10 protein-coding genes and 1 pseudogene are annotated in these 14,192 nt (G+C 71.7%); 8 read left to right on the top strand and 3 right to left on the bottom strand.

Going from position 1 to position 14,192, the window contains the following annotated elements:
* The first annotated feature begins 139 nt into the window (after positions 1-139).
* From mreC to ACIPAE_RS05170, 7 genes are all read left to right on the top strand, one after another.
* A complete protein-coding gene (gene mreC, locus ACIPAE_RS05200) occupies positions 140-1,135 on the top strand; it encodes a rod shape-determining protein MreC (RefSeq protein WP_329369412.1) in 996 nt (331 codons plus the stop codon).
* Between the two features lie 3 nt (positions 1,136-1,138).
* Positions 1,139-1,840: a rod shape-determining protein MreD gene (gene mreD, locus ACIPAE_RS05195; protein WP_329369414.1), complete on the top strand. Its 702-nt coding sequence runs from the start codon at positions 1,139-1,141 to the stop codon at positions 1,838-1,840.
* 90 nt (positions 1,841-1,930) lie between these two features.
* On the top strand, positions 1,931-4,174 hold the full coding sequence (mrdA, locus tag ACIPAE_RS05190; protein ID WP_402442996.1) for a penicillin-binding protein 2: 2,244 nt from the start codon (positions 1,931-1,933) through the stop codon (positions 4,172-4,174).
* On the top strand, positions 4,171-5,370 hold the full coding sequence (rodA, locus tag ACIPAE_RS05185) for a rod shape-determining protein RodA (protein WP_329369417.1): 1,200 nt from the start codon (positions 4,171-4,173) through the stop codon (positions 5,368-5,370). The genes mrdA and rodA overlap by 4 nt, the downstream gene beginning before the upstream one ends.
* Before the next feature lie 359 nt (positions 5,371-5,729).
* On the top strand, positions 5,730-7,262 hold the full coding sequence (locus ACIPAE_RS05180) for a CHAD domain-containing protein (RefSeq protein WP_402442994.1): 1,533 nt from the start codon (positions 5,730-5,732) through the stop codon (positions 7,260-7,262).
* Between the two features lie 169 nt (positions 7,263-7,431).
* Positions 7,432-9,378 (top strand): TIGR03960 family B12-binding radical SAM protein, encoded by a 1,947-nt coding sequence (locus ACIPAE_RS05175; RefSeq protein WP_329369420.1) that lies wholly within the window; start codon positions 7,432-7,434, stop codon positions 9,376-9,378.
* A 176-nt stretch (positions 9,379-9,554) separates the two neighbouring features.
* Positions 9,555-11,408: a glycoside hydrolase family 76 protein gene (locus ACIPAE_RS05170; protein ID WP_402442992.1), complete on the top strand. Its 1,854-nt coding sequence runs from the start codon at positions 9,555-9,557 to the stop codon at positions 11,406-11,408.
* A gap of 96 nt (positions 11,409-11,504) precedes the next feature.
* Here ACIPAE_RS05170 and ACIPAE_RS05165 read toward each other — a convergent pair whose 3' ends face one another.
* The 3 genes from ACIPAE_RS05165 to ACIPAE_RS05155 form a co-directional block, all read right to left on the bottom strand.
* Positions 11,505-12,455, bottom strand: coding sequence for an SPFH domain-containing protein (locus tag ACIPAE_RS05165; RefSeq protein ID WP_366414390.1), 951 nt, complete (start codon positions 12,453-12,455; stop codon positions 11,505-11,507).
* Between the two features lie 123 nt (positions 12,456-12,578).
* Positions 12,579-13,031, bottom strand: a complete 453-nt coding sequence (locus tag ACIPAE_RS05160) for a DUF5994 family protein (protein ID WP_402442989.1) — start codon at positions 13,029-13,031, stop codon at positions 12,579-12,581.
* Position 13,032: 1 nt separating this feature from the next.
* On the bottom strand, positions 13,033-13,341 hold the full coding sequence (locus tag ACIPAE_RS05155; RefSeq protein WP_402442987.1) for a hypothetical protein: 309 nt from the start codon (positions 13,339-13,341) through the stop codon (positions 13,033-13,035).
* A 146-nt stretch (positions 13,342-13,487) separates the two neighbouring features.
* On the opposite strand from ACIPAE_RS05155, the pseudogene ACIPAE_RS05150 reads away from it, so the two are divergent.
* A pseudogene (locus tag ACIPAE_RS05150) lies at positions 13,488-14,192 on the top strand (hypothetical protein); the annotation flags it as partial.

The raw sequence follows: 14,192 nt of genomic DNA, 5'->3' as shown, positions 1-14,192 counted from the left end.
CAGAAGACGAACCGCCCCACCCGGCGCAGGCGCGGTCACCACCGCGGCGCCGGATGCGGGCGCAACCCAGCACAGTAGCTCCGACCGGCCGCGGCCCCAGCGGCGGCGGGTCCGATGAGGAAGGCACGGACTGGCGCCCGTGAGGGACACAAAGGAGAGCCGGCTGCTGCTGGTACTGCTGGTGGTGGTGGCGCTCGCGCTGATCACCGTGGACATCCGGGGCGGTGAGAACTCACCGCTCGACCGGCCGCGGCGGGCGGCCCAGTCCGCCTTCGGCCCGGTGGAGAACGCGGTGTCCGGCGTCGTCGACCCGGTCGGCAACGCCGTGGACGCGGTCCGGGACTCCGGCCACGACAGCAGCACCATCAAGCGGCTGCAACGCGAGAACACCGAGCTCAAGCAGCAACTCGGCAGCAAGGACACCACCCGCGCCCGCGCCCAGGAGCTGGACAAGCTCCTGAAGGTCGCCGGCGCCGGGCAGTACACCGTCAAGGGCGCCCAGGTCATCGCGATAGGAGCGGCCCAGGGCTTCTCCTGGACGGTCACCATCGACTCCGGCAGCAACGACGGCCTCAAGCGCGACATGACGGTGATCAACGGCGACGGGCTCGTCGGCCGGGTCACCACCGTCGGCCGCTCCACCTCCACGGTCCTGCTCGCCAACGACCCGGACTTCACCGTCGGCACCCGGCTGGAGGGCAGCCAGGAGATCGGCTTCGCCAGCGGCCAGGGCAACCGGCCGATGCGGGACCAACTGCTCGACGGCAAGGCCGACGTGCACCGGGGCGACCGGGTGGTCACCTTCGGCTCCGAGGCGGACAAGCCGTTCGTGCCCGGCGTCCCGGTCGGCAAGGTGGTCAGCGTCGAACCGTCGGCGGGCAACCTCACCAAGACCGTCGAGGTGCAGCCCTTCGTCGGCTTCACCAAGCTGGACGTGGTCGGCGTGGTCGTGGTCGGCCCGCGCACCGATCCGCGCGACAGCGTGCTGCCGCCGCGGCCCACCCCGCCGCACACCGCGAAGCCCAAGGCGAAGAACTCCCCGACGCCAGGCGGTACCCCGAGCTCCGGCAGTTCGGACACCGCGCTTCCCCCGGGCACCAAGCCGACCAATTCGACCACCACCAGCGGGGACTGAGCCATGCGCCTGAACCGGATCGTGCTCTCCACCGTCCTGGTGGTGATCGCCCTGGTCGCCCAGGTCAGCGTGCTGGCCCGGCTGCACCTGCCCGGCGCGGTCCCGGACCTGCTGCTGCTGACGGTGCTCGGCCTGGCCCTCACCTACGGCCACGTCGGCGGCTGCCTGATCGGCTTCTTCGCCGGACTGCTCGCCGACATCGCGCCGCCCGCGGACCACGCCGTCGGCCGCTACGCCCTGGTGCTGTGCGTGATCGGCTACGCGGCCGGCCTGGCCAAGCCCGAAAGCGGCCAACTGCGCACCGCCGCCGGACCGATGCTGGTGGTGATCGGCGCCGCCATCGCCACCACGCTGCTCTACGCGGGCGTCGGCGGCCTGGTCGGCGACACCGCGGGCGCGCACGTCGGCCTGGCCAAGCTGGTCTTCACCGCGACGCTCTACGACCTGCTGCTCGCGCCGTTCGTGGTCCCGCTCATCATGGCGCTGGCCCGCCGCTTCGACCACGACCCGCTCGCCGACGACGCGGCGGGCGGCTTCGGCGGGGGCTTCGGCGGCGGTTCCGGCGGTGGCTCCGGCGGCCGCTTCCGGCCGCGCGGCCGATCCCGTACGAAGGCCGGCGCCGGCGCCGGCATCACCCCGCAGCGCGGCCTGTTCGGCCGGGCGAGGTTCAGCGGCGGCATGACGGCAAAGGGTGTACGGCGATGACGGCGAACGACGCGCGCGAGGCAGCCGGGCGGCAGACGACGACGATGCGTGCGGTTTCGTGCCGAGCGCGCGCAGAAGTGAGCGATTGAGATGAGCAACATCCCGGAGACCGGGCGGACATCGCGGGTCACGATCCGGCTGGTCATCCTCCAGGTGCTGGTCGTCTCGCTGCTGCTGACCCTCGGTGGCCGGCTGTGGTACCTCCAGATCCGCAACGGTCAGGAATACGACGCGCAGGCCAACAGCAACCACTTCCAGCAGGTCGTCACCTCCGCCGTGCGCGGCTCGATCCTCGACGACCGGGGCGTGCCGATCGCCAACAACCAGACCCTGCTGGTGGTCTCCGCCAACCGCACCGACCTGCTCCAGCAGCCGGACGACGGCAAGGCCGTACTGACCCGGCTGGCGAACGTCCTCGGCATGAAGCCGCAGGACGCGATGGACAAGGTGCGGCTGTGCGACGCGCAGACCCCGCGCCCGTGCTGGAACGGTTCGCCGTACCAGCCGATCCCGATCACCGACAAGGCCACCACCCAGCAGGCCCTCCAGATCATGGAGCGCCGCGAGGACTTCCCCGGCATCACCGCGGAGCCGACCGCCGTGCGCACCTACCCCGCGCCGGACAAGGCCAACGCCGCCCAGGTGCTCGGCTACCTCTCCCCGGTCACCGACAAGGAGGTGGCCGCCTCCGAGAAGACCAGCAACCCGCTGCTGCGCTCGGACCAGGTCGGCCGCTCCGGCCTGGAGAGCACCTACGACGACCAGCTGCGCGGCAAGGCCGGCGTCACCAAGTACCAGGTCGACAACCTCGGCCGGGTGATCGGCAAGGCCGGTGACACCCCGGCCACCCCCGGCGACAACCTGGTCACCAGCATCGACGCGAAGGTCCAGGCGGTCACCGAGAAGGAACTCAACGACGCCATGGTGACCGCCCGCAAGACGTACGACCCGGTCACCCACAAGAACTTCAAGGCCGACTCCGGTGCCGCGGTCGTCATGGACAACAAGACCGGTCAGGTCATCGCGATGGCCAGCGAGCCCACCTACGACCCGAACGAGTGGGTCGGCGGCATCTCCGCCAAGGACTACGCGGCGCTGACCAACACCAAGTCCAACTACCCGCTGCTCAACCGCGCCATCCAGGGCGAGTCCGCGCCCGGCTCCACCTTCAAGGTGGTCTCCACCTCCGCCGCGATCCGGGCCGGCTACAGCGAGGACGGCCCGTACGACTGCTCGTCGTCGTTCAACATCGGCTCCCAGGTCTTCCACAACGACGAGAACGAGAGCTACGGCCCGATCTCCCTCGCCCGCGCGCTCGAGGTCTCCTGCGACACCGTCTTCTACGGGATCTCCTACGACCAGTGGAAGAAGGACGGCGGGACCGACGCGAAGCACCCCAAGGACTGGTTCTACAAGACGGCCCACGACTTCGGCCTCGGCGCGAAGACGGACATCGACGTGCCGGGCGAGGTCACCGGCCGGGTGCCGGACCGCCAGTGGAAGCAGGACTTCTGGGAGGAGAACAAGGCCGACTGGTGCGCGACCGCCAAGAAGCACAAGAACGACAAGAACCCGCCGCTGAGCATCGCCATCGCCATCGAGAACTGCCCGGACGGCTACGTGCTGCGCGCCGGTGACTCGGTGAACTACGCGATCGGCCAGGGCGACACCCTCGTCACCCCGATCCAGATGGCCCGGATCTACGCGGCCCTCGCCAACGGCGGCACGCTCTACCAGCCGTCCATCGGCAAGGCCGTGATAAGCCCCGACGGCAAGACGGTCACTCCCATCAAGCCGAAGGTGACCGGCAAGCTCCCCGACTCCAAGTCCACGCTGAAGTACATCAACCAGGCACTGGCCGGCGTGGTCACCGAGGGCACCGCCGACTGGAAGTTCGGCAACTGGCCGCAGGACAAGATCCCGCTGCACGCCAAGACCGGTACCGCCGAGGTCTCCGGCAAGCAGAGCACCTCCTGGTTCGACACGTACACCAAGGACTACACGATCGTCATGACGATCTCCCAGGGTGGTACCGGCTCCGGCGGTTCGGGTACCGCGATCCGCCGGATCTACGAGTCGATGTACGGCATCCAGAAGGACAGCACCAAGATCGACGCGAAGAAGGGCATCATGCCCACGCCGGTCACCACGCTGCCGAAGATCTCCGCCGACGGTGCGGCGGTGAGCGCCCAGCAGGCCGCGTTCTCCACCGCGGTCGCCGACAGCTTCGCCAACACCCCGGCCGGAGCGGGAGGCGGCGACCCGGCGCCCGTACTGGCCGCGCTCACCCCGACCCGCACCGAGAAGCTGCTGTACGGCAGGAAGAACACATGATGAGCGCGAACACCTACTCCGTCCGGCGGTTCACGCCGGAGCGCTCCACCATGGGCAAGCTGCTCGCGCGGGACTCCGTGGTGCGCCGGATGGACTGGCTGCTCTTCCTCGCCACGGTGCTGCTGTGCTTCATCGGCTCGCTGCTGGTCTACTCGGCCACCCGGCACCGCACCAACCTCACCCACGGCGACCAGTACTACTTCCTGATCCGCCATGTGATGAACGCCGGTATCGGCCTGGCGCTGTGCATCGGCGCCATGGCCATAGGGCACCACCGGATGCGCACCATCGTGCCGTTCTTCTACGCGCTGTCCATCCTCGGCATCCTCGCGGTGCTCAGCCCGCTCGGCTCGACCGTCAACGGCGCGCACTCCTGGATCATCATCGGCGGCGGATTCTCGCTCCAGCCGACGGAGTTCGTGAAGATCGCCATCATCATCGGCATGGCGATGGTGCTCTCCGCCCGGGTCGACGCCGGCGACCAGGAGCACCCCGACCACCGCCGGGTGATGCAGTCGCTCGCGCTGGCCGCGCTGCCCATCCTGGTCATCCTGATGATGCCCGACCTCGGGTCGGTGATGGTGCTCGGCGCGATCGTGCTCGGCGTGCTGCTCGCCTCCGGGGCGTCCACCCGCTGGGTGTTCGGCCTGATCGTCACCGGGGTGGTCGGCTCCATCCTGGTCTGGCAGCTCGGCATCCTCGACAAGTACCAGATCGACCGGTTCGCGGCGTTCGCCAACCCCGCGCTCGACCCGTCCGGCGTCGGCTACAACACCAGCCAGGCCCGGATCGCGATCGGCTCCGGCGGGCTGCTCGGCAAGGGCCTGTTCCACGGCAGCCAGACCACCGGGCAGTTCGTGCCCGAGCAGCAGACCGACTTCGTCTTCTCAGTGGCCGGCGAGGAACTGGGCTTCGTCGGCGGCGCGTTCATCGTCCTGCTGATCGGTGTGATCCTCTGGCGGGCCTGCTCCATCGCCCGCAACGCCACCGACCTGTACGGCACCATCGTGGCGGCCGGCGTCGTCGCCTGGTTCGCCTTCCAGTCCTTCGAGAACATCGGTATGACGCTCGGCATCATGCCGGTGACCGGCATCCCCTTGCCCTTTGTCTCCTACGGCGGATCATCGATGTTCGCCAACTTCGTGGCCATAGGGATTCTGCAGTCCGTGAAGATGCAGCGGCCCATGTCGGCGTAGGCCGTGTTCCGGAAGCGCCTCCCCTGCCTTCGGCGGGGGAGGCGCCCCCATGTGGCGCCTGGCACGCACGCTCGCTTCGTTGTCGGGCCTGCCCGAGCCGGCCCACGACCAGGGCAGTCCTCCGCCTTGCGATCGGGGGCACCTCCCGCGCCGAAGGCTGTGGGGAGCGCCAGACGCCACGGGGCCCCGCCCTTCGGTCGGACGGCGCTCCTTCCGCAACACGGCCCAACCGCCGGGCGGGGCGCTCGGCGCGGTGCCCGGTGTGCTGCCCGGCGTGGCGCCGGCGCTCGCAGGTCCGCCCGGGTGCCATGCCTGCGACGGGTCTGGCCAAGGGACCGATGCGGGCATACGGTCCCCTTATGGGCCGTCGCCTCGCCGAAACGGAACGCACCTACGAGACCGGGCCCCGGAACGACCTGCCCGACCTCACCGGGCTGACCGCCGGCACCCGGGCCCTGCCCCCGCTGCGGCTCAACGCCGTCTACTACGACACCGCCCACCTCACCCTCACCTCCCACCGCATCACCCTGCGGCGCCGTGAGGGCGGCGACGACGACGGCTGGCACCTGAAACTCCCCACCGACCGCCCCGACACCCGCACCGAGATCCACGCCCCGCTCGGCGCGCCCGGCACTCCGCCCGAGGACCTGCGCGCCGAGGTCGCCGCGCTCGTCCGGGGCCGTATCCTCACGCCGATCGTCCGGCTGCGCACCGTACGCAGCCGCGTGCTGCTCCTGGACGACCAGGACCGGACCCTCGCCGAGGTCGCCTACGACCAGGTCAACGCGAAGCCGGGGCCGGCCTGGTCCGAGATCGAGGTCGAGCTGTACGCGGGCGACGAGGCTTTGCTGGACGCGGTGGAGCGACGGCTGGGCGACGCCGGGGTGACCCGCTCCGACGCGCCCTCCAAGCTGGTCCGCGCGCTCGGCGGGCGGCGGCCGGAGCCCGCCGGCGGGCGGCCGGAACGGCCGGGGCCCGACGCCACCGCGGGCGCCGTCGCCCTGGCGTACCTGCGCGCGCAGCTCACCGCGATCGTCGCCCTCGATCCGGCCGTCCGGCACGCCGGGGAGGACGCGGTGCACCGGATGCGCGTCGCCACCCGGCGGGCCCGCTCCGCGCTGAAGAGCTTCGGCCACGTCCTGGACCGCGCCGAGACCGATCCGCTCGGCGCCGAACTGAAGTGGCTCGCCGAGGTCCTCGGGGCCGAGCGGGACCGGGAGGTGCTCGCCGCCCGCCTCGCGCGTCGGCTGTCCGAACTCGACCCGGACGACCCGGACGACCCGAGCGACCGGGGCCCGGCGCTCGACGCGGTGCGCCGGAGGCTGGGGGAGGGACCGCCGGGCGGGACGTGGAACGCCGAGGCGCACGCGGCCGACGCGCACACCGACGTGGTGCGGGCCCTGGACAGCGCCCGCTACTTCGCGCTTCTCGACGCCTTCGACGGGCTGCTGGCCGCGCCCCCGTATCTCCCGGCGGCCGACCGGCCCGCATCGCAGGTGGTCGCCGACGTGCTCGGGCACGACCGCAGGCGGCTGCGCGGAGCCGTACGGGCCGCGCTCGCGCTGCCGCCCGGCCAGGCGCGGGACGTCGCGCTGCACGAGGCGCGCAAGGCCGCCAAGCGGGCGCGTTACGCGGGGGAGGCGGCCGAACCCGTGCTCGGTGCGGAGGCCGCCGGGTACACCGCGCGGATGAAAGCGCTCCAGCAGCTGCTCGGCGAGCACCAGGACAGCGTGATGTGCCGGGCGGCCGTCGCGCGGGTGCGCGGGCGGGCGGAGGCGGCGGGGGAGGACACGGCACCGTACGAGGCGATCGAGCGGGCCGAGCTGGGGATCGCGGCGCGGGCGGAGGAGCGGTTGCCCGAGGTGTGGGGTGCGGCGGAACGCGAGGGGTGACCTCGAGGGTGCCGGGGCGCGGGGCCCGGGGTTCCGAAGCGCGGCGGTCGGGCGGGCCCCGGGCGGGCCGGGCACCTGCCGCGCCTCGGGTACTGTGGAGGGTCACCTTCCCCCCGGCGGTGGTCCGCCGGGGGCGCCCGCAAGATCAGGACACACGAAAGTCGCCGAGATGCCTGTCGAGTCGGTCTTCCCGCGCCTGGAAGCGCTGCTCCCGCACGTACAGAAGCCGATCCAGTACGTCGGCGGTGAACTGAACTCCACCGTCAAGGACTGGGACGCCGCCGATGTGCGGTGGGCGCTGATGTACCCCGACGCGTACGAGGTCGGCCTGCCCAACCAGGGCGTCATGATCCTCTACGAGGTGCTCAACGAGCGCGAGGGCGTGCTCGCCGAGCGCACGTACAGCGTGTGGCCGGACCTGGAAGCGCTGATGCGCGAGCACGAGGTGCCGCAGTTCACCGTCGACGGCCACCGCCCGGTGCGGGCGTTCGACGTCTTCGGGCTCAGCTTCTCCACGGAGCTGGGCTACACCAACATGCTGGCCGCGCTCGACCTCGCCGGCATCCCGCTGGACGCCGCCGACCGCACCGAGGACGACCCGATCGTGCTGGCCGGCGGGCACGCCGCGTTCAACCCCGAGCCGATCGCCGACTTCATCGACGCGGCCGTGATCGGCGACGGCGAGCAGGCCGTGCTCACCATCACCGACCTGGTCAGGCAGTGGAAGGCCGAGGGTCGCCCGGGCGGCCGCGACGAGCTGCTGCTGCGGCTGGCCAGGACCGGCGGGGTGTACGTCCCGCGCTTCTACGACGTGGAGTACCTGCCCGACGGCCGGATCTCCCGGGTCGTGCCGAACCGCTCCGGCGTGCCGTGGCGGGTGTCCAAGCACACCGTGATGGACCTGGACGAGTGGCCGTACCCCAAGCAGCCGCTGGTCCCGCTCGCCGAGACCGTGCACGAGCGGATGTCGGTGGAGATCTTCCGCGGCTGCACCCGCGGCTGCCGCTTCTGCCAGGCCGGCATGATCACCCGCCCGGTGCGCGAGCGCTCCATCACCGGCATCGGCGACATGGTCGAGAAGGGGCTGAAGGCGACCGGCTTCGAGGAGGTCGGCCTGCTGTCGCTCTCCTCCGCCGACCACACCGAGATCGCCGACGTCGCGAAGGGCCTCGCCGACCGGTACGAGCAGGACAAGGTCGGGCTGTCGCTGCCCTCCACCCGGGTCGACGCGTTCAACATCGACCTCGCCAACGAGCTGACCCGCAACGGCCGCCGCTCGGGCCTCACCTTCGCGCCGGAGGGCGGCTCCGAGCGCATCCGCAAGGTGATCAACAAGATGGTGTCGGAGGAGGACCTGATCCGCACCGTCGCCACCGCGTACGGCAACGGCTGGCGCCAGGTGAAGCTGTACTTCATGTGCGGGCTGCCCACCGAGACCGACGAGGACGTCCTGCAGATCGCGGACATGGCGCGGAAGGTCATCGCCAAGGGCCGCGAGGTGACCGGGCAGAACGACATCCGCTGCACCGTGTCCATCGGCGGGTTCGTGCCCAAGCCGCACACCCCCTTCCAGTGGGCGCCGCAGCTCGGCGTCGAGGAGACCGACGCGCGGCTGGCCAAGCTGCGCGACGCCATCCGGGGCGACCGCAAGTACAGCCGCAACATCGGTTTCCGCTACCACGACGGCAAGCCCGGGATCATCGAGGGACTGCTCTCCCGCGGTGACCGCCGGGTCGGCGCCGTCATCCGCGCGGTGTACGCCGACGGCGGCCGGTTCGACGGCTGGCGCGAGCACTTCTCCTACGACCGCTGGCTGCGCGCCTGCGACGCGGCCCTGCCGGCGTACGACCTCGACCTCGCCTGGTACACCACCCGCGAGCGCACCGCCGAGGAGGTCCTGCCCTGGGACCACCTCGACTCCGGTCTCGACAAGGACTGGCTGTGGGAGGACTGGCAGGACGCCCTCGACGAGACCGAGGTGGACGACTGCCGCTGGACCCCGTGCTTCGACTGCGGCGTCTGCCCCCAGCTCGACCTCGACATCCAGATCGGCCCCACCGGCAAGAAGCTCCTCCCCCTGACGGTCACCAACTCCTCTGGTCCCAGCGCCTCCTGACCCGGGGGCCGGCCCGCGCGCTCCGAGCCGGAGTGCCGCGGGTCGGCGACCGCGGGATTCGGCCAATCGGTGCCATCGTTGTCATGGTGGTGGACATGTCAATGGGCGCCGTGCTCTCATGCGTGCTGAGTGCTCCGTTTCCATCGTTGTAAGACGGACGGGTCCGAGGAGGCGTCATGCGTAGGGTGCCGGGGACGCGCAGGGGGGCGGGGCCGCTGCTGGTGGCGCTGCTGCTCGCGGTGGCGGCGCTGCTCCAGGGGGTCGGAGCGGCTGGTGCGAGTGCGGTGTCGGCGGCCGACTCCACCCAGGTGTGCGCGCTGTACTGCGACACCCTGGACCCCTCGCGGGCCGCTCAGGAGACCTTCCCGGTGCCGGACCTCACCCTCAACGGCAGGGTGGTGCGGCTGCACGTGGACGACACCGACGGCATGGCGTGGGCGAGCATCGACGGCGGCCAGACCGGTGACTCGGTGTGGCTGGATCGCTCCTGGGACGGCGGCGCCACGTGGGACGGGCTGCTCGGCGAGGCGTCCATCCCCTCGACGTGGACCGGCACCCGCACGCTGATGTACAACCTCTACGACCCGACCGGCCACCGCCGCGCGGTACTGCGCGCCTGCGGCGACGCGCAGGGCGTCGGCTGCACCTCCTGGGCGCACCTGGACGTGTGCGCGGCCGCCTGCGACGGCGCGGGCAGCGCACCCGGCGACACCCAGCCGGTCCCCGCCACGACGCTCAGCGGCCGTACCATCGCGCTGCACATGGACAGTTCGGGCATGGCCTGGGGCACCATCTCCGGCGGCACCGCGGGCGACGAGATCTGGCTCGACCGGTCCTGGGACCAGGGCGCGAGCTGGCCGGACGGCTCCTCCAAGGGCCGTACCAGCACACCGTCGGGCGCCACCGGCACCGCCACGGCGCGCTTCAACACCAGTGACCCGTTGGGGCGGTTGTACGGCGGCGCGGTGCGCGCGTGCGGCCGCGCGGTCGAGGGCGAGAACGGCAGCTGCACGGCCTGGGCGCGCCCGGTGCTGTCCAAAGCGTCGGCCGCCGCGGACGCGCTGATGTACTCCTACGACCCGAACACCGCCTACTGGCCGTCGAGTTGGTGGAACTCGGCGGTCGCGCTGAGCACCGTCATCGACTACATGCGGCAGACCGGCGACACCCGCTACCTGTGGATCGTGCAGCGCACCTTCCAGATCGACAAGGCGTCCTTCCCCGCCGGGGCCCGCAGTTCGGACCCGATCGACGGCGACTTCATCAGCCGCGCCACCGACGACTCCGAGTGGTGGGCGCTGGCCTGGGTGGACGCCTACGACCTCACCGGCGACCGGACGTACCTCGACGAGGCGGTCACCATCGCGAACTACGTCAACGGGCTGTGGGACACCAGTAGTTGCGGTGGCGGGGTGTGGTGGGACCGGGAGCGCACCTACAAGAACGCGGTGACCAACGGGCTGTACGTCCGGCTCACCGCCGAACTGCACGACCGCATCCCGGGCGACACCACGTGGCTGGGCCGGGCCACCACCTCCTGGCAGTGGTTCCAGGACAGCGGTCTGATCAACTCCTCCGGCCTGGTCAACGACGGCATCACCAGCGGCTGCGCGAACAACGGGCAGACCGTGTGGTCCTACAACCAGGGGCTGGCCATCGGCGCGGCCGTGGAGATGTACCGCGCCACTGGCGACGCCGCCGACCTCACCACCGCCCGCCGGCTGGCCGACGCCGCCGTGGCCTCGCCCGCGCTGGTCAGCGGCGGTGTGCTCACCGAGTCCTGTGACGCCGGCACGCCCTCCTGCGACGACAACGCCAAGCAGTTCAAGGGCGTCTTCATGCGCTATCTCCAGGACCTGGACTCCGTCACCGGCAACGCCTACGGCTCCTTCGCCGACCAGCAGGCCGACTCGCTGTGGTCCACCGCGCGTGACGGGCTCAACCGCGTGACCGAGGACTGGTCCGGCGGCGGCACCGCGGACTGGCGTACGGAGGCGTCCGCGCTGAGCGCGTTGCTGGCGGCGCCCTGAGCGCACGAGCGCACGAGCACACGAGCACACCGCGGTGCGGGCCCGAGTGGCGGGCCCGCACCGTGCCGGGAACTGCCGGGGCCGTCAGCCGTGCGGTCAGCCGTGCGGGGTGAGCCCGCGGACGCCGTCGGTGGAGGGCGCCTCGGCCAGGTGGGCGCCCTCGGCGGACGGCTCGTCCGCCACGTGGGCACCGTCCGCCGGGCGGCCGTCCGTGCCGGCGCCGTCCGTCGCGGCTTCGTCCGCGAGCCGTGTGAGCGTCGAACCTGTCGTCGGGGCCTGCCCGTCCTTGTCGCTGAGCCGGTCGAAGAAGCGCAGCAGCTCCACCGGGAACGGCATCACGAGGGTGCTGTTCTTCTCCGAGGACACGTCCACCACGGTCTGGAGCAGGCGCAGTTGGAGGGCGCCGGGGGTGTCGGCCATGGTCGCCGCGGCGTCGGTGAGGCGCTGCGACGCCTGGAACTCGCCGTCGGCGGCGATGACACGGGCACGCCGTTCACGTTCGGCCTCGGCCTGCTTGGACATCGACCGCATCATCGACTCGGGCAGCGCGATGTCCTTGATCTCGACCCGCTCGATCCGCAGCCCCCAGGGCCCCTCGGTCGGGGCGTCCATCACGTTCTTCAGCTCGGCGTTGACCTGGACGCGGTCGGAGAGCAGCGTGTCGAGGTCCGCGCGGCCGATCACCGACCGCAGCGAGGTCTGCGCGATCTGCGAGACCGCGGCGGGGTAGTTGGTCACGTTGACCAGTGCCTTGACCGGGTCGACCACGCGGAAGTAGACCACCGCGTCCACGGTCAGCGTCACGTTGTCCGCGGTGATCGCGCCCTGCGGTGACACGCCGAACACCTCGGTCTGGATGGACACCTTCCGCATCCGGTCGCCGATCGGCCGGATCAGCCGCAGGCCCGGCTCGCGGATCTCCGGCAGCAGCCGGCCGAACCGGAACACCACGCCTTTCTCGTACTGCTGCACGTTGCGGACGCTCAGCGCCAGCAGCATCAGGACGATGACGGCGATGACGATCAACGCCGTGACCAGGGCGACCATGGCAGTCACATCCTCGATGGGTCGAGACGACCACCGAAAGCGGCAGCAATCATGTCATATGTGCACGAAATACCCTCGGCACGTTCGACTTTACTCCTCGCGAGGGCGCCGCGACCGGCCCGTTCAGCGCGCGGGTGCGGCCCCGGGCGGGGACTCGGCCATCAGCCGGCGGGCCTCGTCGGGAGCCGTGCCCGGCGGGACGACCAGCAGGTCGCAGCGGCCCACGCCGTAGGAGACCAGCCGGATGGTGTGGCGGTCGGGGTCGGCCGGAGAGCGGGTGATGTGCACGGTCCGGCCGTCGGGCAGTTCCAGGGACTCGGGCCGGTGGCGCCACATCGAGCGGCTGACCGTGACGCGCCCGATGCCGGGCCAGCGTTCCTCCAGCGCGGCCAGCAGGCCGGGCAGGCAGTCGCCGAGGTCGTGCGAGCGCGGCCACCAGACGCCGTCGAGCCGCTGCGGCCCGGCGGCCGACCCGGTCAGCGCGAGGCGGACGGGCTCTTCCGCCGGGGGGTCGCGTGGCGGGTTCGAGTAGGTCACGTCCGCGCCGGGGCGGGGAAGGGCGCGGCCTGTGGTCATGTCACGCTCCAGGTTCGTGGTCGCGCCGGACCGGGAAGGGGCCGGCGGGCACCGCGTCCGGGGAGGCGGACGGCGGCAGGTCGTGGGGCGGCGGGAGGCCGTCGTCGCCGGGGCGCTCCTCGGGGGGTTCCCGCCAGGGGAAGTCGGCGGCGGGCTGGACCTCGGCGCCTTCCTCGGCGCCGGCCGGCGGGCCGTCCTCGATGCGCGGTGCGGGACCGCCGTCGCGCTGCTCGCCCGCCTGTCTGCGGAGCACCCACACGCCCGCGACGGCCACGACCGCGATCACTGCGAGGGCTATGGCGATGGTCATCGGTGATTCACCTCGCCGCGCGGTGCCCGTACGACGACGGCGGACCGCGCTCGACCGTTCCGACGGCGGCGCCGGCGCGAGTGCCCGCGCACGAAATGCCTCCGGTACTCCCACGGTACCCCGCACGGGACCGATAAGTTCTGGCCATGGCTTACGACAGACCGCGGCCGCCGGGCGGGCCACGGGCTCCGCAGGGCCCCCAGGGGCAGGGCGACGGCTGCGTCGCCGCCGTCGTCCGGATACCCGTGCGCGTCGTCGCGTTCGTCGTCGTGCTGCCGCTGAAACTGCTGTGGGACGCGCTGGCCTGGGTGTGCCGGGCGCTGTGGCAGTACGTCCTGTACCCGCCGCTGCGCGCGTTCGGCCTGCTGCTCTCCGCGATCTGGCGCCGTGTCCTGGTGCCGGTCGGCCGGGTGCTGATCGTGATCCCCGCCGTGTGGCTGTGGACCTACGTGCTGTTCCCGGTGCTGCGGGCGATCGGCCTGGCCGTGTCGTTCGTGGTGCGCTGGGTGCTGGTCCTGCCGGTGGTGGCGCTGTGGCGCTACGGGCTGCGGTGGGTCGTGATCGGCCTGGCCTGGCTGCTGGAGCACCTCCTTGTGGTGCCGCTGGTCTTCCTGTGGCAGAAGGCGCTGGTGCCGGTCGGGCGGGAGATCGGTGCGGCGATCGCGGCCGCCTGGCAGGCGGGGGCGTATGTGGCCCGGCTGATCGGCCGCGGCATCGGCTGGTTCTTCCGGGTGCTGGTCTTCCTGCCGGTGGTCGCGCTGTGGCGCTACGGGCTGCGGTGGGTCGTGATCGGCCTGGCCTGGCTGCTGGAGCACCTCCTTGTGGTGCCGCTGGTCTTCCTGTGGCAGAAG

This window comes from Streptomyces sp. NPDC087270 (assembly GCF_044744625.1).
GTDB lineage: Bacteria > Actinomycetota > Actinomycetes > Streptomycetales > Streptomycetaceae > Actinacidiphila.
Note: the sequence above shows the minus strand (reverse complement) of the source record. Positions and strands in the feature narration are given on the sequence as shown.